This window comes from Flagellimonas baculiformis (assembly GCF_033441575.1).
GTDB classification, from domain to species: domain Bacteria; phylum Bacteroidota; class Bacteroidia; order Flavobacteriales; family Flavobacteriaceae; genus Flagellimonas; species Flagellimonas baculiformis.
Genome location: NZ_JAUZVW010000019.1, coordinates 12,673 through 33,527, shown reverse-complemented (window position 1 = coordinate 33,527; position 20,855 = coordinate 12,673). Strand labels below are relative to the sequence as shown.

At 44.6% G+C, this 20,855-nt stretch carries 16 protein-coding genes; 4 read left to right on the top strand and 12 right to left on the bottom strand.

The genetic code is table 11. The annotated features are described in order from the left end of the window. Positions 1-69 precede the first annotated feature (69 nt). Both SD450_RS18680 and SD450_RS18675 read right to left on the bottom strand, forming a co-directional pair. On the bottom strand, positions 70-2,229 hold the full coding sequence (locus tag SD450_RS18680) for a S8 family peptidase (RefSeq protein WP_318345889.1): 2,160 nt from the start codon (positions 2,227-2,229) through the stop codon (positions 70-72). An 11-nt stretch (positions 2,230-2,240) separates the two neighbouring features. Then, complete coding sequence (locus SD450_RS18675) at positions 2,241-2,600, bottom strand: hypothetical protein (protein ID WP_151891675.1); 360 nt, start codon at positions 2,598-2,600, stop codon at positions 2,241-2,243. Between the two features lie 491 nt (positions 2,601-3,091). Here SD450_RS18675 and SD450_RS18670 point away from each other — a divergent pair, with 491 nt between their 5' ends. Both SD450_RS18670 and SD450_RS18665 read left to right on the top strand, forming a co-directional pair. Continuing rightward, entirely contained in the window at positions 3,092-3,439 is a 348-nt protein-coding gene (locus tag SD450_RS18670; protein WP_036383575.1) for a plasmid mobilization protein, read from the top strand. After that, positions 3,429-4,478 (top strand): relaxase/mobilization nuclease domain-containing protein, encoded by a 1,050-nt coding sequence (locus SD450_RS18665; protein ID WP_151891674.1) that lies wholly within the window; start codon positions 3,429-3,431, stop codon positions 4,476-4,478. The genes SD450_RS18670 and SD450_RS18665 overlap by 11 nt, the downstream gene beginning before the upstream one ends. 297 nt (positions 4,479-4,775) lie before the next feature. On the opposite strand, the gene SD450_RS18660 is transcribed toward SD450_RS18665, so the two are convergent. The 5 genes from SD450_RS18660 to gcvT all read right to left on the bottom strand — a co-directional run bounded on the left by SD450_RS18660 (position 4,776) and on the right by gcvT (position 9,112). After that, on the bottom strand, positions 4,776-5,966 hold the full coding sequence (locus SD450_RS18660) for a site-specific integrase (RefSeq protein WP_151891673.1): 1,191 nt from the start codon (positions 5,964-5,966) through the stop codon (positions 4,776-4,778). 116 nt (positions 5,967-6,082) lie between these two features. Further along, positions 6,083-6,793 carry a YebC/PmpR family DNA-binding transcriptional regulator gene (locus SD450_RS18655; protein WP_318345888.1) on the bottom strand — a complete coding sequence of 237 codons (711 nt, stop codon included), beginning with the start codon at positions 6,791-6,793 and terminating at the stop codon, positions 6,083-6,085. Positions 6,794-6,865: 72 nt separating this feature from the next. Continuing rightward, positions 6,866-7,147, bottom strand: coding sequence for a 4a-hydroxytetrahydrobiopterin dehydratase (locus tag SD450_RS18650; protein ID WP_318345887.1), 282 nt, complete (start codon positions 7,145-7,147; stop codon positions 6,866-6,868). 50 nt (positions 7,148-7,197) lie between these two features. After that, positions 7,198-8,016, bottom strand: a complete 819-nt coding sequence (locus tag SD450_RS18645; RefSeq protein WP_318345886.1) for a sugar nucleotide-binding protein — start codon at positions 8,014-8,016, stop codon at positions 7,198-7,200. 7 nt (positions 8,017-8,023) lie between these two features. Continuing rightward, the gene (gcvT, locus tag SD450_RS18640) at positions 8,024-9,112 is read right to left on the bottom strand and encodes a glycine cleavage system aminomethyltransferase GcvT (RefSeq protein WP_318345885.1); all 1,089 of its coding nucleotides are present in this window, start codon (positions 9,110-9,112) and stop codon (positions 8,024-8,026) included. A 147-nt stretch (positions 9,113-9,259) separates the two neighbouring features. On the opposite strand from gcvT, the gene SD450_RS18635 reads away from it, so the two are divergent. After that, positions 9,260-10,876: an aminopeptidase P family protein gene (locus SD450_RS18635; protein WP_318345884.1), complete on the top strand. Its 1,617-nt coding sequence runs from the start codon at positions 9,260-9,262 to the stop codon at positions 10,874-10,876. A 2-nt stretch (positions 10,877-10,878) separates the two neighbouring features. Here SD450_RS18635 and thrC read toward each other — a convergent pair whose 3' ends face one another. The 3 genes from thrC to thrA form a co-directional block, all read right to left on the bottom strand. Continuing rightward, the gene (gene thrC / locus SD450_RS18630) at positions 10,879-12,171 is read right to left on the bottom strand and encodes a threonine synthase (protein ID WP_318345883.1); all 1,293 of its coding nucleotides are present in this window, start codon (positions 12,169-12,171) and stop codon (positions 10,879-10,881) included. A 124-nt stretch (positions 12,172-12,295) separates the two neighbouring features. Continuing rightward, positions 12,296-13,228, bottom strand: coding sequence for a homoserine kinase (locus SD450_RS18625; RefSeq protein WP_318345882.1), 933 nt, complete (start codon positions 13,226-13,228; stop codon positions 12,296-12,298). Positions 13,229-13,230: 2 nt separating this feature from the next. Beyond that, the gene (gene thrA / locus SD450_RS18620) at positions 13,231-15,675 is read right to left on the bottom strand and encodes a bifunctional aspartate kinase/homoserine dehydrogenase I (protein WP_318345881.1); all 2,445 of its coding nucleotides are present in this window, start codon (positions 15,673-15,675) and stop codon (positions 13,231-13,233) included. A 261-nt stretch (positions 15,676-15,936) separates the two neighbouring features. Between thrA and SD450_RS18615 the strand changes: the two genes are divergently transcribed. Further along, on the top strand, positions 15,937-17,472 hold the full coding sequence (locus SD450_RS18615; RefSeq protein ID WP_318345880.1) for an NAD(P)H-hydrate dehydratase: 1,536 nt from the start codon (positions 15,937-15,939) through the stop codon (positions 17,470-17,472). Here the strand turns inward: SD450_RS18615 and SD450_RS18610 are convergent. Then, positions 17,469-17,888 carry an STAS/SEC14 domain-containing protein gene (locus tag SD450_RS18610; protein ID WP_151891663.1) on the bottom strand — a complete coding sequence of 140 codons (420 nt, stop codon included), beginning with the start codon at positions 17,886-17,888 and terminating at the stop codon, positions 17,469-17,471. The genes SD450_RS18615 and SD450_RS18610 overlap by 4 nt on opposite strands. A 158-nt stretch (positions 17,889-18,046) precedes the next feature. Continuing rightward, positions 18,047-20,599: an ATP-dependent Clp protease ATP-binding subunit gene (locus SD450_RS18605; protein WP_318345879.1), complete on the bottom strand. Its 2,553-nt coding sequence runs from the start codon at positions 20,597-20,599 to the stop codon at positions 18,047-18,049. Positions 20,600-20,855 lie beyond the last annotated feature (256 nt).

The window sequence follows — 20,855 nt, the reverse complement described above, 5'->3', positions numbered from 1 at the left end:
AGATCAAATCTAGGCAGTTCGTTTACCCTGGTCAGTTTCATCCGGCGAAGGTGGGTCACTTTACCCGGCTTATCCACTAAGGTTGTATAGTTCCGCTCTAAAAGGTTCTAATTTGCTCGAATTTTGGATTTTAACATCTAAATCGGCATCAATCCTTTTAATATATAGTTGACTGTTTGCCGGGTTGGGATAAACGAAGGTTGAATGATTGCTTCTGTTACCAATTTGGGTACAATCAACATATTCGACTTCAAAACCTGCCCATGAACTAGTACCGCAAGCATTTGTGGTTCTAACCTGAAATTCATACCATCCCTGCGATGGAATATAGATTATAGTTCCTGTATTATATTGTCCTGGCGGAGAGGTATAGACAACAGTTAGATTTGGATAGCTTCGAAGACGGTATTGATAAGTTGTATTTGCAGTATTCGGATAAATCTGATACGTATTACCCGTATGGCTAGTACATAGATATTCTTCACCATCAGCCCCGTTAGAAAACGAAACATTATTTATAGGAGCTAAACCTACACTGACATTCTTTGAAATTACTTGAGTGGTTCCACATGAAGGATTTAAAGTAGCCGTAATTACAGCTGAACCTGTAAAACTACCAATTCTTGTAAATGTGGTCGATGATTGGCCTTGGGTAAAACTAAGGGCGTTTGATGGGGATACAGACCAGGTAATGGATCCACCATCCAATTCAGCAACCTCCATAGTGGCTGAAGGACAAAACATTGATGGCCCTTCAATTATGGGAATAGTTTGTTGAAGTGCCGCTTGAGCATTTAGTCTACCATGTCCTAGATTGTTATTGAAGCCAGTACCTGTCGCCGTAGATTTCAATATATTGCTCACTTGGGATTCTGTCATACTCGGCTTATATGATAACATTAATGCCACAACACCGGCAACTTGAGGACAGGCCGCGGATGTTCCTCCAAAATTATTGACATAATTCCCACCATTGTATCCATTAGCTCCCTGCCTATCTGTGGTTCTTATATCGCCAAGAAGATTAGTATTGCCTGATGGGGCAACAATGTCCATTTCAGGTCCCCTGCTACTGTACGCCCAAAGATTCCCGTTCCTGTCGACTGCACCGACGGTTATAACACCCGCTACGTTTCCGGGAAATGCTACAGCACCACCACTATTGCCAGAAGCAAAGACCACTATAGAGCCTTTACCGTTTCTTCCTTGAGATCTAGCTCTACCAATAGCTTGGGTTATTGCATCACTGGAAGGATATCCCCATGAATTGCTCAAAACATCTGACTCGCCCTCATCCCATGCCCAGTCAATGGCATCTCTGATTTGGCCTGCCGTGACAAAGGGTACAGAAATATTGATGGGTACTATTTCAGAGCAAGGTGCGATTCCTGCAATCCCCTCATTATTGTTTCTTGTTGCTGCAATAATACCTGCACATGCCTGACCATGCTCTGCCCCGGCTAAAGGTGCACCATTTCCATTGGGGTTGCCTATGGTATATCCGTCAACGACCCTTCCATCAATATCAGGATGATTTTCAACACCATCATCTATTACTGCAACCCGAACATTGGCGAGTCCTGTTGTAATTGCCCATACCTCTGGGGCATTTATGTCAATTCCAGGCGTTCCTCCGAATTGCCCTGTATTGTTTAAATAATATTGGTCAGGATATAAGGGGTCATTTTGAAACATCTTTAGCTTGCTGATAAAGTTTGGGTGACTATATTCTACATGACCCGTTTCGTACAACTTATTCGCAATTTGGAATATTTTGGAATAATCTTTTACTGTGGCAGTGTAACTGCCATAAGACTTATTTGTTACTATCAATAGGTTGTCGCAAATTTTATTGATCTCTTCAATGGTTACGCCTTCCTTTGGTCGAAATAAAATCTCTCCTGTTGGAATTATGGAACTCCCATCTTCGTTGAAATAAGCAAATATCCTGTTAGCAGCTAATGAAATTAATTCTTCATTAACTTTTGAGTTTTTGCCATCAAATTCTATAATTACAGTAGTACTGTTTATTCGATCAATTTTTTTAACACCTTGCATCTCTTCAATACGATTCTTGATATTGGTGCCTTCTTCAATGTTTGCAACTATTTTAGAATTATCCTGAATCAAGGGATTTTTTTGATTTCCTGACCAGTAATATTCCTGTGCCAATAAAGGCGAATTGACTCCCATATAAAAAAGTAGCAATACGATTGAAAAATTTCTCATAAGCTGATATTCTAAGGCTCTATATTGGTCCTGATGGTTTGGTAAAAGAATTCGGGAGAGTAGTTTGCGGTGCAGGCCCCATCTGGAAATTCAGCTCTTTCGATATCCATATTTATCTTTAAACCTTCTGTTCGCATTTCTTCAGGAAGGTTGGTAATGCCTATTATTTTTAGGGATGTATTGGATTCTGTACTTATTGTGTTTTCCAATTCCACCTCATAGACAAAACCGTTGTCCATGGTTTGACAGGTTGCCTGGCCTTTTACAATGGCAACTACATTTTTTAAGGCCTGTTCATTTACATCATCATCGTTTGAGCAGCTTATGAGCATAAGTAAAACTAAGAAGGTATATAATCCTGATATTCTCATGACTTAAAGATAATTATAATTTATATATAAAGTAATTTCCTACATAAAACATTAACTCCTATTTAAAAGACTGAGCACCTTACAATTGGTTGCGTTGAACTCGTGAACCTATAATGCATTGTTGGTGCAAAGAGTATTTAAATTATACCTCAAACGCTCTGCATCGAGGTAGTTCATTTTCATTTCAAAAAATCATCATCAAACTTATTTTGTTCTTTTAGGTTAGAGGGATTCATAATTAGAGTAGATGAACATTGATTATGTTACTTTCCCTTTCTATGGAACTCGCTGTTATGTTTTGGTTTATTTTAAAACATCCAACAGATTTGCCGTACAAAAGTCCATGTACGGCAAATCCTTTCTAAGAAATCCATAGGCCATAGGTTTGCCATATAGTTGATCGGAGGTCACGAAGCAAGTTGTGTTTTTGCTAACAAAAACCCTGCGCACCTTGTTTGCAGTTTGCCTTGTGATCCGTTAAATCATTTGAAATGGGAAGGCCAAAAAAAGAACTTGGGTTATTAAAAACAATACAGGTCAATGTCAGGATGACTGCTGCTGATCATTCCAAAGTTTCCGTTAATGCAGAAACCATCGGGCTGTCCGTTGCCGAATATATCCGAAGAAAATGTACGGGAAAATCCTTGCCGAATAAAAAGATAACCCCATTGGACAGGAAACTCTTTGTCGAGTTGAGCCGGGTGGGAAACAACCTGAACCAACTTGCCAGGGTCTCAAACTCAGGTATCCGTGACCCGTTCAACATCATTAAACAATTGGAGGAGGTAAAAATGCTGTTGCAACAGCTCAAATCAAATATAGCGAACAATGATAGGTAAGATAACCATAGGAAAGGATTTTTACGGTGTTCTTGCCTACAATGAGAAAAAGGTAAGCGAAGGTGTAGGGTATGTGATCGATTCCAATATAGAGTATTCCACAGCGGTAAACATGACACAGGAATTCAATTTGATCAGGCAATTGCGTCCGGGACTTGGGAATGCGGTCCTTCATGTTTCCTTGAACCTGCCGTACTCTGACCAATTGGACGATAAAGAATTTGCTTCATTGGGATGCGACTATCTGATGAAAATGGGTTTCGATAACAACCAGTTCATTATGTACCGCCATACCGACACAGAACACGAACATATCCATATAGTGGCCAATAGGGTAAGGTATTCGGGTAAGATAACAAATGATAGTAACATTAAAAGAAGAAGCCGGGAAGTGCTCAATGATCTGGAAAGGAATTATGGACTAACCCAAATTTCAACAAAAGCCGGTGCAAAAAAATCACTTGACCAAAAGGAAATAGAGAAAACCCTGAGAACAGGCGATTTACCTATCAAACTTATCTTACAGGAGCGGATTGGTTTGGCAATTTCAAGGGCAACGGATACAAATGAATTTGTCAAATTACTGAAAGAGCTAAGTATATCGCCAAGATTCAACATTAGCAAAACCACAGGAAGGGTTTCGGGCATTTCTTTCAACTATCAGGGCATAGTATATAAAGGCAGTACCCTTGGTAAAAATTTTTCATGGAACAGTATCGTAAAACAAATCGATTATGAGCAAACAAGAGACCGTTCAGTTATACTATCGGCTAATGGAAAAGAACGAGGAACTGATCAAGCTGACGAAGGAAACGTTGAAGGAACAGTCAAGGTTGAACCAAGAAATAATGGGACTGCAAAAGGCACTCGAAATTCTGCTCAACAATCAAAAAGTCATGTGGGAGAAATTAAGGAAAATGGAATAGTCGAGTCTTTAATGGATGAATCGGAATGGAATCCTTTTAAGCTGGAACTTACTGACCATGGTGCCAGAAAAAAGTCTAAAAGAAAGAAGAAAAGAAAGGGATTGAACAAATAAATCGAATCAGAGTGTCGTAAAATTCAATGGGCAATCAAGTAAACATACAACCCCTTAATCTGACCGGTAAGGCGTTTTGCGAAAAGCTTGGTGTATCGTACAATGGACAGATCATGCAGGCTTTACGGGATCTAGGATTAGTCAGTTTTTTCAAAGTTGGCAAAAAATACCTGTATGCTTATGAAGACATTTATTCGGTCAATCAAAAACTCAGAAAGGGGGAAATATCCATAAGAGTGGACAAAGGGTATTATATCACTATTAATGAAGTAGTTTAAGTATTGCATGAAAAGCACTTCAACCGAACAATCGATTCATTTCTTCTGCTTCTTCCTTATGGTAAAAATCTTTTAAATAATGCTGTGTGGTGGACAATTTGGTATGCCCCAATAGTTTGGAGATCATTAACAACCCAGTATCTTTTTTTACCGCAAAGTCGGCGAAGGAATGTTTTGCCATATGCATATTTACCCATTTTCCTATTTCTGCTTTTTCACAAGCATTACGCAATGACCGGTTTATAGCATTATTGGCAATATATAATTTGTGTTCTATTTCTTCTGCATTTTTATTGTCCATTCCATAAAGGGGAGGAAAGATAAAAGTATTGTTTCTACCTTTATAATTTTCTAGTATAGCCACAGCCTTAGGAGTCAAAGGCAAAGTTCTTTTTGCACCGGCTCTAGTTCTGGATTTGCCCATAGTATATACGATTTCATTTCCGGCAATGTTTTCCCATTTAAGCTTGCATATATCAGAAAATCTCATGCCAGCCGTATAGAAGGAAAATAGGAACATGTCCCTGGCTTTGATCATCCCTTTGAATCTTACAGGGATTTCCAATTCTGAAAGTTTGGTGATTTCTTCAAAAGTCAATGAGTCTTTTTCAACATTCTCAGTTACTATTGTATAGCCTCTTATGGGATTTTCCTTTATAACACCCATTTTCATTGCTTTATTTAGAACTGCGTACATTGACTTGAAATTCGAGGCGACGGTATTAATTTTATTCCCTTTTTCAAGCATCCATTTTTCATAATCCTTGGCGAATTGTACGGAAAGATCGGAGAATGAAACGTAGCTCGAGAATTTTTTTAGTTTTTGGATGTACTTCTGTTGTGTGTTGGCAGTGCGGATTTTACCTTTTAACCTAGCTTCATCGACTATTTGTTGATAGAAGTCCAAAAAAGAACTAGTATCATACTTCTTGTTATTCTTATAAAGAAGGAGCAAGCGTTTGGCTGAAATCCCTTTATTATTGTAATAGATTTGTTGAACAGAGATCAATAAGGATTGGAGATTGGCGTTCAGTTTTTCTTCAAGTGGATGCCTTTTTATTTTTTTCTTTTTGTCGTCCCACTGGTTTTTTAGTACGGATATTCCAGAGTCAATATACTGGACATCCTTTTTAGAAGTCTCAAGTTTAAGTCTTATTAATTGGGTTCCGTTCTTTTTTAAATAAGAGGAAAGATAATAGTTGAAATTCATTAGTTCGGTATTAGTTCGGAATATGCATAAATATAATGAAATATAAACGATTATAAACAATAAAAGCCTCTATTGATATAGAGGCTTTTACGCGTATTTAAAGGGTGTGATCGTATTTATTCCTGCATGGTGTGGTACACGTTCTGGACGTCATCGTCCTCTTCGATTTTTTCCAACAACTTCTCCACATCTGCCATTTCCTCTTCCGATAGTTCTTTGGTAACCTGTGGGATACGCTCAAAACCTGAGGAAATGATCTCGATTTCCCTGGATTCCAATTCCTTCTGAATGGCCCCGAAATTCTCGAATGGGGCATAGATATGGATGCCGTCCTCATCGGCAAATACCTCTTCCGCACCAAAATCGATCATTTCCAGCTCTAGCTCCTCAGGATCTATCCCATCCGCCTTGATGGTAAAATTGCAGGTGTGGTCAAACATGAACTCCACGGAGCCCGAAGTCCCGAGGCTGCCGTTACATTTGTTAAAATAGCTTCTGATGTTCGCCACGGTACGGGTATTGTTATCGGTAGCGGTTTCTATCAAGATGGCAATTCCGTGCGGGGCATAGCCTTCAAAAAGCACCTCTTTATAATCGCCCTGGCTCTTGTCCGAAGCCCTTTTGATGGCCCGTTCAATATTGTCCTTGGGCATGTTCACCGACTTGGCATTCTGAATTACCGCACGCAGTTTGGAATTGGCATCGGGGTCGGGGCCACCTTCCTTGACGGCCATGACAATATCTTTTCCGATCCTGGTGAACGCTTTGGACATGGCTGCCCAACGCTTCATCTTACGTGCTTTTCTAAATTCAAACGCTCTTCCCATATCAATCTTAAATTCTGGATAGGGACAAATTTAGCAAAAAATGCACCTTTGTCAAGATGAATATGTAGGGCTTTATCCGACTAAATTTTCAATGGATTTTGCAAGGGCAATATCCTTTTGTGTCACCCCTCCGGCATCATGCGTGGTGAGGGCAATATTCAGGGTGTTATAGACATTTTCCCAATTAGGGTGATGGTTCTGCGCTTCACACTCAAAGGCAATCCGTGTCATTGTGGAAAAAGCTTCTTTAAAATCCTTGAATTTGAAGGACTTGATAATGGAGCCATTTTTATAGGACCAGCCTTGAAGTTCCCGTAGGGCCGTGTTGATTTCATTTTCATTCATTTTTTCCATAACTGTGTTTTTTTAAAGTTAGCCAAATCCCATGGAAAAATCCAGTCATCTCACACTGAAATGTGGTGGTCAATGATTTCTTGGCAGCTGATCTGTAGATTTTTGGGGAGCTTGTTGTCCTTTGGCAACGCGGCAAGATAGCGGTCCTCATTGGTGGTATAGACCCTTTTGAGGATGGGGTGGTAATTGCCCATACGTTGAATGATATCCTTGATGAACTCCTCGTGTTGGATGAGGTCGCTGCTGCCCAGATGGAAGATTCCCGTCTTGTTCCGGTTGATGAGATAATGGACCTGCTGGGTGAGCCTGTCATCATTCGTTACATTGATGATGAGGTTGGGAAAGACTTCAATGGGTTCGTTATTGTCCAGAAGGGCCTTGATTTCCCTCACACGGGGCGATTTGTTCCCAAAGACCATGGGTACCCTCAATATGGCGGTCTTTTCCTTGGGCAACCGCATCATCATGTTCTCGATTTTTATCTTGAGCCGGCCAAAGACACTTTCGGACAGCGTCTTGTCATATTCATAGGAAGGGTATTTGCTGTAGGCGTCGAAAACATTGGCGGAAGAGATGAAGTAAAGTTTGGCCTTGCTCTTCATCAAATATTCCATCAAATGCTGATGGGCCTGTATCTGTGCAGGAAAATTGCCGCGTAGGGCAGAAATGATCACATCCGGATGGACTTTTTCCAAAATCTGGAAAATATCGTCCTCTTCCAGGTCATACCTGAAAAATTGCTTGTTGGTAGAGAAGGAACGGTTGGAAAAATAGGTGCCGTAAGTGTCGAAATAGGAGCAGAGTTCTTTATATATGGCATTCCCCACAAATCCGCTCGCCCCCAATATCAGAATCTTCTTTTTCTCCAAAGGCTATCTAGGTATTTTTATAGAAAGGCAACTTCACGATGGTTGCCGGAACTTTGTTGATGCGTATTTTGATATAGATTTTAGTGCCCAAATCGGAATGTGTGGTCGGCACATAACCCAACCCAATTCCTTGCGAAAGGGAGGGCGACATGGTCCCCGAAGTTACCTTGCCGATTTCATTGCCATCCTTGTCCAAAATAGGATAACCGTTTCTGGGGATGCCCCTTTCCTCCATTTGGAAAGCGATGAGTTTTCTTTTGGGCCCCTCTTCTTTTTCCTTGGCCAAGGCCTCGCTGTTCACAAAATCCTTGGTGAACTTGGTGATCCATCCCAATCCGGCCTCGAGGGGAGAAGTGGAGTCGTCAATGTCGTTGCCATACAGGCAATAGCCCATTTCCAAGCGTAAGGTGTCGCGGGCGGCCAATCCGATGGGCTTGATGCCAAAGTTAGCACCGGCCTCCATGACCTTGTCCCATACTTGTTTCACTTCGGAATTTTTGCAGTAGATCTCAAACCCGCCAGAACCAGTATATCCTGTGGCGGAGATGATTACGTAGTCGATACCCGCAAAATCACCTACAACAAAGTTGTAGAAACCGATGGAAGACAGATCCACAGAGGTCAAGGATTGCATGGCCTCCACGGCTTTTGGTCCTTGGATGGCCAACAGGGAGTAGTCGTCGGATAGATTGCGCATATCGGCACCGATTTCCTTGTTGTATTTGGAGATGTGGTTCCAATCTTTTTCAATGTTGGAAGCGTTCACCACCAAAAGGTAGGTTTCTTCCTTGACGCGGTACACGATCAAATCGTCCACGATCCCACCCGTTTCGTTGGGCAAACAGCTGTACTGTGCCTTGCCCACGGTCAGTTTGGAAGCATCGTTGGTGGTCACTTTTTGGATCAGTTCCAGGGCCTTTGGCCCTTCGACCAAAAATTCGCCCATATGCGAAACATCAAATACCCCTACGCCCTTGCGCACGGTTTCGTGTTCAATGTTCACACCTTCATAGGAAACGGGCATGTTGTAGCCCGCAAACGGAACCATTTTTGCACCCAGTGCCTGATGTGTTTCAAAAAGAGCCGTATTTTTCATTTCTACCATTTTTAAAGCATCGCAAATGTATAGAATTAATTAAGGATTCAAATGTTTAAAACTCTTATGATTTCCATAAAATGGAAACACTTTTTTTAATCATACAGTTGTGATATAAAGTTGTATTTTGAGCCAAATATCGATTACATGAAAAAGCTCATCCTAAGCACGTTGTTCTCTATGATGTTGGTTTCCTTGGTAGTGGCCCAAGGAACCCCGACCGATTATCTGTCCGCCGATTTCCACAAGCAAAGAAGGGACGAAGTCCGAAAATTGTTGCCACCCAATACCGCAGTGGTCCTTTTCGCCAATGCCGAAAGAAACCGGGCGAACGACGTGGATTACATTTACCACCAAGACCCCAATTTTTATTATTTGACGGGATACAAGGAACCCAACGCCGTATTGGTCCTGTTCTCCGACCCCCAGACCGACGCGTCGGGCAAACAGTTCAATGAAATCATTTATGTTCAGGAGCGCAATGCCAGGGCAGAGCAGTGGACCGGAAAACGGCTGGGAGTTGAGGGTGTGAAGGAAAAATTGGGCTTCGATATGGTCTATAATGGGAGGGAGTTCGAAAATTTCCCCATTGATTTTGCAAAGTTCGATATCGTCTCCTTTGTGGATTTCAAGAACGATTATCGCGATCAAAGTGGCAATGCCGACCTTTTCGACCTGATAAAGACTTTTAAGAAAAAGGCAAACTACCCTTCGGATTACAATCCCATCAGAAATGAGCTCTATGCCATGATATCTTCGGATGATGGAAGCAAAACGGATGAATTGGTGCAAGCGGTCGAAAGATATTTGACCCGTTTCCCCGATTTGCAGGAGGATGAATTTCTCAATGATTTTGTAAATGCTTCCAACGATGACCTTCGGAAAGAAGTCAAGGACAAGGTGCTGATGGTCCAACAATCCCATAATTTGGACTCCAAGGTACTCCCTATGGTAATGGCCCAATTGAGGGAGACCAAGACCCCTGAAGAAATGAAACTGTTGCGAAAGGCCGTCGAGATTTCCGCTGTGGGGCAAATCGAGGTCATGAAGGCCATGCATCCCAACATGTCGGAGACCGAGATACAAGGTGTCCACGAATATGTCTATAAAAAATATGGGGCCGAATACGAAGGTTACCCATCCATAGTGGGTGGGGGCAACAATGGCTGTATCCTCCATTACATCGAAAACAACAAAATGGAGGTCGGGAACGACCTTGTGCTGATGGACCTTGGAGCGGAATACCATGGTTATACGGCCGATGTGACACGTACCATCCCCGCCAATGGAAAGTTTACCCCAGAACAAAAGGCCATCTATGACATCGTTTACAATGCCCAAGAAGCAGGCATAAAGGCCAGTGTGGTAGGAGCTCCGTTCCAGGCTCCGGGAAGGGCCGCTTATGAGGTGGTGGCCGAAGGTTTGCTGAAACTGGGCATTACCAAGAGTGAAGATGAGACCAAGATCTATTTTCCCCATGGCACCTCCCATTATCTAGGGTTGGATGTCCATGACCAGGGCACTTATGTGCCGTTCAAACCCAATACCGTGATCACTGTGGAGCCCGGCATCTATATTCCGGAAGGCAGTGCTTGCGATAAAAAATGGTGGGGCATTGCCGTGCGCATCGAAGATGATATCCTCATCACAGAAAACGGACCGGTCAATCTATCCGAGATGGCCCCAAGGACCACGGAGGCCATTGAAGCCATGATGAAACAGCCCAGTCCGTTGGACAATTTTAAATTGCCCAAACTGGATTGATTTTAGGCCAGCAAAAATTCCTTTAGTTCTTCGTAGGAGGAAATGATATGAGATTTTTTCTCCCGGTCCATCACTTTTTGGATTTGGGGAGGAATGGCCGGGCTCAAGCCCAAGGTCTCTTCCACCACGTCCAAGAACTTGACGGGATGCGCTGTTTCCAGAAAGATACCAAAGGTATCCGGATGCTTTTTTTGGTACTCCTTCAGACCTAGATACCCCACTGCGCCATGCGGGTCCATAACGTATCCTGTGTTGATGTGGACTTCCTTCATTGCCTTTCGGGTCATTTCGTCAGTGAACGAAGAGGATGATAAGTTTTCACGCAAGGTATCCAAGTCATCTTTGTAGAGGTGCCTGATACGGACAAAGTTGCTCGGGTCGCCCACATCCATGGCATTGGAAATGGTGGCAACGGAGGGCACGGGTTCATAGGTTCCCTTTTCCATGAATTTGGGAACCACGTCGTTCACATTGGTGGAGGCCACGAAATGTTGTACGGGCATCCCCAATTTTTGGGCCACCATGCCTGCGCAGATGTTCCCGAAATTTCCAGAAGGTACCGAAAATGCGATTTCCTTTCCTTTGGATTTCGCCTGTTTGTATGCGAAGAGAAAGTAGAACAGTTGGGGCAGCCATCGGGCCACATTGATGCTATTGGCTGAAGTGAGCTTTTTATGGTCCGTTATTCCCGAATCCAAAAAAGCAGTTTTTACCATACGCTGGCAATCATCAAAGGTGCCGTGTACTTCCATGGCCTCGATATTTTGCCCCAAGGTGGTCAATTGCTTTTCTTGGATGTCGCTCACTTTTCCGCTGGGGTAGAGGATAACGACCTTTACGCCATCAACTCCAAGAAAACCATTGGCAACAGCACCCCCGGTATCCCCCGAAGTGGCCACCAAAACGGTGACATCCTGTTTTTCCCCTTGTGAAAAATAACCTAGGCAATTGGCCATGAAACGTGCGCCCACGTCCTTGAAGGCCATGGTTGGGCCGTGGAAAAGTTCCAAGGTGGCCACATTGTCCTCGATCTCGACCACCGGAAATTCAAAGTCCAAGGTGTTCGCAATGATTTCTTTCAGCACCTCATCAGGAATGTCCTCGTTTACAAATTGATGGATGGCCCTGAAAGCGATCTCATGGTCGGACAGGGATTCAATTTTATCAAAAAAGTCAGGAGGCAATGCATCGATGCGCTCTGGGAAATATAGTCCTTTGTCTGGAGCGATACCTGCAATGACAGCATCTTTAAATGAGGCTTGTATATTTTGGCTGTTTAGGCTGTAGAATTTCACACGAATAAATTTAGATTAATAAACATATTTATATGTGATCGAATTGATTTTATCAGAAGTCGAAGGCATTACGCTGTGGGCAGTCAATTGAAAGGTAAAGGTCATGGGTCTTACGTCTATTTTTCTAATCTCTTATGTCTATTATCTTTACGCCTTGGGCATTTATTTTGGAGATGTGTATGTCAAAATCGATTCCGATGGGTTGGTAGGTTTCCTTCATGGATTGGGCCACTTTTTTGGCATTTTCTTCCCCTTTGCTCAGCGCAAAAATGGAAGGCCCTGAACCGGATATCCCACTTCCAAGTGCCCCGGCCTTGAGTGCGTTGGCCTTGATGTCGTCAAAGGCCGGTATAAGGATGGAACGGATGGGTTCCACGATATGGTCGTGGAGGGAACGCCCGATGAGGTCGTAATCACTTTGGAAAAGACCGGCGATCAATCCACCCAGATTTCCCCATTGTTGGATGCCCTTTTCCAAGGAAATGGTCGTTTTCAGGATTTTCCGGGAATCGGAGGTCTTGACCTCTATCTGCGGATGGATCACGGTGGCATACAATTCGGAAGGGGTGGGGAGGGAAATGATGTCCAATGGATCATAACTCCGTACCAAGGTGAACCCCCCATAAATGGCAGGGGCCACATTGTCGGCATGGGCCACATCACTGGCCAGTTTTTCCCCCTGCATGGCAAATTGTACCAGTTCCAAGTTGGAAAACGGTTTTCCCAGCAGTTCATTCATGGCCCAAACGGCACCTGCGGAGCTTGCCGCGCTGCTGCCGATACCACTTCCCGGTTTTATCCGCTTATCGATTTCTATCTCGAACCCACCGTCGTAATCACTTTTTGCCAAAAGGGCCAGACCAGCAACGCCCGAAACGTTTTTTTCGGTTTCCAGGGGAAGTTCCTGTCCGGTAATTTTAGTAATCCGGATGCCTTTTTCTGTGGTCTTTCTAACGATCATCTCATCGCCAACGGAATCCAGGGCGAGCCCGAGCACATCGAACCCGCATGAAACGTTGGCAATAGTGGCGGGACAGAATATTTTGATTTCTTCCATGGTCAAAAATTTCCGATTCGAATGATATCGGCAAAGATACCCGATGCGGTGACATCGGCACCTGCACCGGCCCCTTTTATGATCATGGGTTGGTTGGGGTAGCGCTCTGTAAAGAACAGCACAATGTTGTCGCTACCTTCCAAATTGTAAAAATCATGTCCCTTTGGGATACTTTGTAAACCTACCTTGGCCTTGCCATCCTCGAACTGGGCCACATATTTCAGCTTACAGTCCCTATTGGCGGCCTCCTTGTACATGGACTGAAAATCGTGCTCATATTTTTTCAAGGACTCAAAAAAGGCATCGTTGGAATTGGTTTCCAAGCTTTCTTTGGGCAAAAAGGATTCGTTTTCAATGCTATCGATATCCAACTGGTGCCCACTTTCCCTGGCCAAGATCAAGATTTTGCGCATCACATCGATACCGCTCAGGTCAATGGTCGGGTCAGGTTCGGTATAGCCCTGTTCCTGGGCCTGTTTCACCACATCGTGAAAGGTGACGGAGTCATTGAAAGTGTTGAACACAAAGTTAAGGCTGCCGGAAAGTACGGCCTGTATCTTTTTCACCTTGTCGCCCGAAGCAATAAGGTGTTTTAGGGTGTCGATGATGGGCAGTCCAGCGCCTACGTTGGTCTCGAAAAGGAAAGGGGCATTGTATTTTTTGGATAGTTCCTTCAGCTCCTTGTAGTAGGTATAGTCCGATGAACACGCAATTTTATTGCAGGTCACTACGGAAATGCTATTTCTAAGGTAATCGGGATAACTTTGTGCCACTTCCAAATTGGCGGTGTTATCCACAAACACGCTATTACGTAGGTTCAGGGATTTCACCAGGTCAAAGAATGCCTGTTTGTCCGCTTTTTCTCCATCAGCCAATAGGCTTTCCCAGTCCTTCAAGGCAATCCCGTTCTCGTCAAAGACCATCTTTCTGGAGTTGCTGATGCCGATGACCCGGATATTGAGTTTGAGCTCTTCCTTCAGGTATTTTTTCTGTTGACGGATCTGTTGAAGGAATTTGGATCCCACATTGCCCACACCCATCACGAATAGGTTGAGCTGTTTGATGTTCTCCTCAAAGAAGGTCTCGTGCAGCGAATTGAGCGCTTTTTTTACATCATCCTTTTTGATGACCGCCGAAATGTTCCGTTCCGATGCGCCTTGGGCGATGGCCCTGATGTTCACATTGTTCTTGCCCAATGTGCTGAACATTTTACCGCTCAGACCTTGGTGGCTTTTCATATTGTCGCCCACCAATGCCACAATGGTAAGATCTTTTTCAACGATCACGGGTTTTATCTTCTTGCTGGAGATTTCATAGGCAAAGGTGTCGTTCACCGCCTCGGCGGCCACATCAACATCCTCATCCGCAATGCCCACACAGATGGAATGTTCGGAAGAAGCCTGGGTGATCAGCACAATGCTGATGTTTTTGAGCGAAAGGGTCTCAAAGAAACGCTTGGAGATTCCAGGGATACCGATCATGCCCGGCCCTTCGAGGGACAAAAGGCTGATGTTGCCCACATGGCTGATGCCACGGACCGTCTTTCCATTACCATTATTGTTTTTGGCGATCAACGTGCCCGGATTCTCGGGCTCAAAGGTGTTTTTGATGGCAATGGGAATCTCTTTGCCCAAAACGGGTTGGATGGTGGGCGGGTAGAGCACCTTAGCTCCAAAATGAGAAAGTTCCATGGCCTCTTCGTAGCTGATGTGCGATACACATTTGGCCTGCTTCACCAGTTTGGGATTGGCCGTGTACATACCGCTCACATCGGTCCAGATTTCTAGGAGACTCACCTGTTGTGCCGCTGCGAGTATGGCCGCGGTATAATCGGAACCGCCCCTGCCCAAAGTGGTGGAATTGCCCGATTTGCTCGATGCCACAAACCCGGGAAGTACCGTGATCTTATGTGCATTCACACTAAAAAAGGCATTGCAATTGGCATTGGTCTTCTCAAAATCTACATTGGCCTTGCCATAGTTGTTGTCCGTGATGATGAGTTCGCGGCTGTCCTTGAAAGCGGCATCCAATCCTTCGGATTTGAAAAATTCGCTGATGATATAGGAAGAGAGCAACTCACCATAGCTTACGATCTTGTCCGAGAGTTTCGGGGTGAGCTCACCGATCAAAAAAGATCCTTCCAACAGGGTTTCCAAGGTGTTGAGGTCGCTCTTTACCTTGCTCAATACGGTGCTCTGTGCGCGGACTGGGACAAGTTCCCTGATGGCGGAAATGTGCCTGTCCTCGATTTGCTTTAGGGATTCTTTATAAGCGGGGTCTTGGTTGGATGCCAAACGGGAAGTGTCCAACAAAAGGTCGGTAATGCCCCCGAATGCGGAGACCACGACCGCTATCTGTTCACTGTTGTTTTTTTCGACAATGGATTTGACTTTGCGAATATTGTCTGGATTGGCTACGGAAGTGCCACCAAATTTTAAGATTTTCATGATGAAAAATACTGTTGTACTAAATTATTGAAAAGAGTAAAAAAACGGACGGATGATATATAGCAGACTTACCCCAAAGGGGTGGTAATGGTAATGGTGAAGATAGATGAAAGTGATTTCATCTGTTTGGGTTCCATATCCGTTTGTTTTATCTGCATTATGCTGTAATGAGGTGATAAAAGTAGTACATTTGGTTGCTTCATCAAATCCTTTGTGATGTTTTTTGCGAAATCCTCACGAATGACCAATATTTTTTGCTGAATGAAAATTTTTTCCGCGTCTCAAATCTATCAAGCTGACAAATCGACAATAGAAAAGCAACAGATTTCCAGTGACATACTCATGGAACGTGCCGCCACGCAGCTGTTCGAATGGATCCATTCCCGTTTGAGGGGCACGAAGGTAAAGATCCAACTGTTCTGTGGGATAGGGAACAATGGTGGGGATGGCATGGCGCTTGCACGGCTATTGCTGGAACACGACTATTCCATCAAGGTTTATGTGGTCAATTATAGTGAAAAGCGTTCCGATGATTTTCTTTTGAACCTTGGCCGGTTGAAGGAGCAAAAGCTGTGGCCCGATTTCTTGAATGCAGAAAGTGACCTGCCCGAAATCTCCCCGGACGACATTGTGGTGGATGCCATTTTTGGAATTGGACTGAACCGACCCCCAGATGAATGGGTGGGCCAGTTGATCCAGCATATCAATGAGTCACGCGCCTTTGTACTGGCGGTGGATATTCCATCGGGGCTGCCTTCGGACAGATCCCCTTGGAACCCTTCGCATGTGATCCAGGGCAGTTATGTGTTGAGTTTTCAGGTGCCCAAGTTGGTTTTCTTTCTCCCGGGAACAGGTGTTTACATCAACCAGTGGGAGTTATTGGACATTGGCCTGGACGAAGAGGTCCTGCAGAAAACAGAAACGGATTTTGAACTAATTGGCAGGCCGGAAGTATTGCCCATATACCGCCCCCGACTCAAGTTTTCCCATAAGGGAACGTACGGACATTCCGTGATCATTGGCGGAAGTTATGGTAAAATAGGTGCGGTGCAACTGGCAAGCAATGCTTGTTTGACCGTAGGAAGCGGTCTAGTGACGGCCTTCATACCCAAATGCGGATATGATGCTTTGCAAACTGCAGTGCCTGAAGTAATGGTCTTGACAGGTTCCAGGGAGAAGAACATCTCAGGCATTGAGATTCCCTTTGAACCCACTGCGGTCGGTATCGGTATGGGAATCGGTCTGGACGATGATACGGTTTCTGCCTTTGGAACCTTCCTGAAAGAGATGGAAAGGCCCATGGTCATCGATGCCGATGGATTGAACATTCTGGCCAAGCATCCGGAAATGTTACGGGACATCCCGGAACTTTCTGTCCTTACGCCCCATCCCAAGGAGTTCGAACGGTTGGTGGGGAAATGGAAGGACGATTTTGAGAAATTGGAGAAGACCATGGCTTTTTCCACTAAGCATAATGTAGTGGTCGTCATCAAAGGGGCACATACCATTACAGTGTACAAAGGGAAAGGCTATGTGAACACCACAGGCAATCCGGGTATGGCCACGGCTGGCAGTGGGGATGTATTGACCGGAATGATCACTGGGTTGATATCGCAAGGGTACCTCCCTTTGCAAGCGGCCATCTTTGGCGTCTATCTACATGGGCTGGCGGGCGATGTCTGTGCTTCCAAAAATGGATATGAGGCCGTGAAGGCTTCCGGGATTGTGGAACATATAGGAAGTGCCTACATAGAACTGCTACGGCAACCAGAGGCGGAAAAAAGTGATAATACCTAACCTTTGTCCTTTCCTTTCCCGTTTTTGAGCTTCTTTTTTACCCAGGCCAGCGCATTGTCAAACTCGATGAAGAACTCCATACTCTTCTTGTAGAACAACTTTTCTATCTTGAAGTTGTGCATATCAATCTCTTTCTTGGAGACTATGGCAAAGGCTTTGAGATTGTCCAGTCCTCTCAAGTAATTATAGATGGTTGGATCTATGGCATAGGAATTTTTTCGCAGACTGATATATCCAAAGTCCTGGTCCCGAAAATGGATTTCCGAAATACCAATGATCTGGTAGGCCCTTTCCAAAGTGACGGTGGCCCCTTCATCGAAATTGGCCACCATGTAATTATCAAAAACTTGGACCATTCCGATGTCCAAGTGGTATTCGCGTACAACGACGGTCTTCTTTGTAGAAGTGAATTTCATCCCCAAGTGTAGTTATAGTGTCTCAAGAACGAAAATATATGGAAAGCCGAGGGGCAGGAAAAATACTAGATTAAACGCTCAAATATCGTTTGTACGGTAAAATGCCATAAAAAAAAGCTGGCCAATGGCCAGCTTTGTATGTGGAGCATGCGTTGTTGCTACTCGGTTTCGGGTGACTTTTCAGTCTTCTTGATTTTCATGGTGAGTTCTTCCTTTTTCTCGTCCAGGTCCATAAAAATACTGTCCCCTTCCTCGAGCTTGGAGTTCACGATCTCTCCGGCAAGCACATCCTCGATATATTTTTGGATGGCCCGCTTCAAAGGTCTTGCACCATATTGCTTGTCAAAACCTTTGTCGGCAATATAATCTTTTGCCTTGTTGGAAAGGCTCAGGTCATAACCAATGTCCTTGATCCTACGATAGAGCTTGTTCAGTTCAATATCAATGATCTTGTGGATGTCCTCCCTTTCCAACGGATTGAAGACGATCACATCATCTATCCTGTTCAAAAATTCTGGGGCAAAGGCTTTCTTGAGCGCACTCTCTATGACACTCTTCTGATGGGTGTCTTCCTGTGCCTTTTTGGCAGCCGTACCAAATCCGACGCCTTGACCAAAATCCTTCAACTGACGGGCCCCAATATTGGAGGTCATGATGATGATGGTGTTCCTGAAATCGATCTTGCGTCCAAGGCTGTCGGTCAAGAACCCATCGTCCAACACCTGCAAAAGCATGTTGAACACATCTGGATGGGCCTTTTCCACTTCATCCAAAAGGATGACGGAATAGGGCTTGCGACGTACCTTTTCGGTCAGCTGTCCACCTTCTTCATAACCCACATACCCGGGAGGTGCACCCACCAATCTGGATATGGCGAATTTTTCCATGTATTCGCTCATGTCTATTCGGATGAGGGCATCTTCCGAATCGAAAAGTTCCTTGGCCAAAATTTTGGCCAACTGCGTTTTTCCGACCCCCGTCTGTCCCAAAAAGATAAAGGAACCAATAGGTTTGTTGGGATCTTTTAGTCCGGCGCGGTTACGTTGGATGGCCTTGGCCACTTTGGCCACGGCTTCGTCCTGCCCGATTACGAAACCTTTGATCAAATCGGGCAATTTGGCCAATTTGTTGCTTTCGGTCTGTGCAATTCGGTTCACGGGGATGCCGCTCATCATGGAAACCACATCGGCCACGTTGTCCTCGGTCACGGTTTCCCTGTGGAGCTTGCTTTCCTCTTCCCAACGTTCCTGGGCGGCGGCCAAATCTTTCTCCAGACGTTTTTCATCGTCACGGAGCTTGGCGGCCTCTTCGTACTTCTGTTTTTTGACCACGCTGTTCTTCAGTTCGCGCACATCTTCCAACTGGCTTTCCAGTTCCAAAATCTGTTTGGGCACGTCCATGTTCACAATGTGCACGCGGGAACCTGCCTCATCGAGTGCATCGATGGCCTTGTCCGGCAAAAAGCGGTCCGTCATGTATCTATTGGTCAATTTTACACAGGCAACAATGGCCTCATCGGTGTAGTTGACGTTGTGGTGATCTTCGTACTTGCCTTTGATGTTCATCAAAATTTCGATGGTCTCCTCCACAGAAGTGGGTTCCACCATCACTTTTTGGAAACGGCGTTCCAAGGCACCGTCTTTTTCAATGTATTGTCTGTACTCGTCAAGGGTCGTTGCACCGATACATTGGATCTCGCCCCTTGCCAAGGCAGGTTTGAACATGTTCGAGGCATCCAGACTTCCTGTGGCACCTCCGGCCCCGACAATGGTATGGATCTCGTCAATGAACAAAATGATGTCATCGTTTTTCTCCAGTTCGTTCATTACCGCTTTCATGCGCTCCTCAAACTGGCCACGGTATTTGGTCCCGGCCACCAATGAGGCAAGGTCCAAGGTGACCACACGCTTGTTGTACAGGATGCGAGAAACTTTTTTGTTGATAATGCGCAGCGCCAATCCTTCGGCGATGGCACTTTTACCCACACCGGGCTCGCCAATGAGCAGTGGGTTGTTCTTTTTCCTTCGGCTCAATATCTGGGAGACGCGCTCGATTTCCTTTTCGCGGCCCACCACGGGATCCAGTTTGTTGTCCTCGGCCAAACGGGTGAGGTCACGGCCAAAGTTGTCCAGCACAGGCGTCTTGGATTTCTTGCTGCCCTTTTGTCCGGGATTGGACCCGAAGGTGCTTTCTTTTCCATCACCCACATCATCGGCATCTCCTGGAAAGGATTCCGCCTGTGGAGAATCTATATAGTCATCGTCACTGGTGATCATGGATTTGAACTGTTCTTTGACATTGTCGTAATCCACTTTCAATTTGTGCAGCAATTTGGTTGTGGGATCGTTCTCGTTCCTAAGGATGCAGAGCAATAGGTGCGCCGTATTGATGGAAGAACTTTGAAAAAGCTTTGCTTCCAAAAAAGTGGTCTTCAACGCACGCTCGGCCTGTCGGGTTAGGTGCAGGTTCTTTTTATCCTTTTGAACAGTTCCCGAGTTCGGATTGGCAGGGCTCAGGATTTCCACCTTTCTGCGAAGGTGTTCCAGATCCACATCCAATGCGTCCAATATGTTGATGGCCTTGCCATTTCCATCTCTCAAAAGACCCAGCATCAAGTGTTCCGTTCCAATGAAATCATGGCCCAATCGCAGGGCCTCCTCCTTGCTGTATGCTATAACGTCTTTTACTCTTGGGGAAAAATTATCGTCCATAGGTTTCTTTTTCAGCAATTAAAATTAATAAAAGTATTGTTACATAGGTCAAATACCGTACCCATATTCGACAAACTAGTGGGAAATGTCGGAATAAGGCGACTTTTCTTACCGATTTAACATAGCTTTATTACTGTAGGGTGACCCGTAGGAAACTGTTGATAATTTTTTTAATAAAGTAAGCGTCCAGGGCTGTAAAAGCTCCTATTTTCTGTATATTGCCATGATATTTTAACCACAAAAAACAATAAGATTT

Bases quoted from the DNA above. Each gene is read 5' to 3' on its own strand.
- thrA (WP_318345881.1), bottom strand. From the start codon at position 15,675: ATGAAAATCTTAAAATTTGGTGGCACTTCCGTAGCCAATCCAGACAAT.
- SD450_RS18605 (WP_318345879.1), bottom strand. From the start codon at position 20,599: ATGGACGATAATTTTTCCCCAAGAGTAAAAGACGTTATAGCATACAGC.
- SD450_RS18670 (WP_036383575.1), top strand. From the start codon at position 3,092: ATGGGAAGGCCAAAAAAAGAACTTGGGTTATTAAAAACAATACAGGTC.
- SD450_RS18650 (WP_318345887.1), bottom strand. From the start codon at position 7,147: ATGGAAAAAATGAATGAAAATGAAATCAACACGGCCCTACGGGAACTT.
- gcvT (WP_318345885.1), bottom strand. From the start codon at position 9,112: ATGAAAAATACGGCTCTTTTTGAAACACATCAGGCACTGGGTGCAAAA.
- SD450_RS18610 (WP_151891663.1), bottom strand. From the start codon at position 17,888: ATGAAATTCACTTCTACAAAGAAGACCGTCGTTGTACGCGAATACCAC.
- SD450_RS18680 (WP_318345889.1), bottom strand. From the start codon at position 2,229: ATGAGAAATTTTTCAATCGTATTGCTACTTTTTTATATGGGAGTCAAT.
- SD450_RS18615 (WP_318345880.1), top strand. From the start codon at position 15,937: ATGAAAATTTTTTCCGCGTCTCAAATCTATCAAGCTGACAAATCGACA.
- SD450_RS18665 (WP_151891674.1), top strand. From the start codon at position 3,429: ATGATAGGTAAGATAACCATAGGAAAGGATTTTTACGGTGTTCTTGCC.
- SD450_RS18635 (WP_318345884.1), top strand. From the start codon at position 9,260: ATGAAAAAGCTCATCCTAAGCACGTTGTTCTCTATGATGTTGGTTTCC.
- SD450_RS18625 (WP_318345882.1), bottom strand. From the start codon at position 13,228: ATGGAAGAAATCAAAATATTCTGTCCCGCCACTATTGCCAACGTTTCA.
- SD450_RS18655 (WP_318345888.1), bottom strand. From the start codon at position 6,793: ATGGGAAGAGCGTTTGAATTTAGAAAAGCACGTAAGATGAAGCGTTGG.
- SD450_RS18660 (WP_151891673.1), bottom strand. From the start codon at position 5,966: ATGAATTTCAACTATTATCTTTCCTCTTATTTAAAAAAGAACGGAACC.
- SD450_RS18675 (WP_151891675.1), bottom strand. From the start codon at position 2,600: ATGAGAATATCAGGATTATATACCTTCTTAGTTTTACTTATGCTCATA.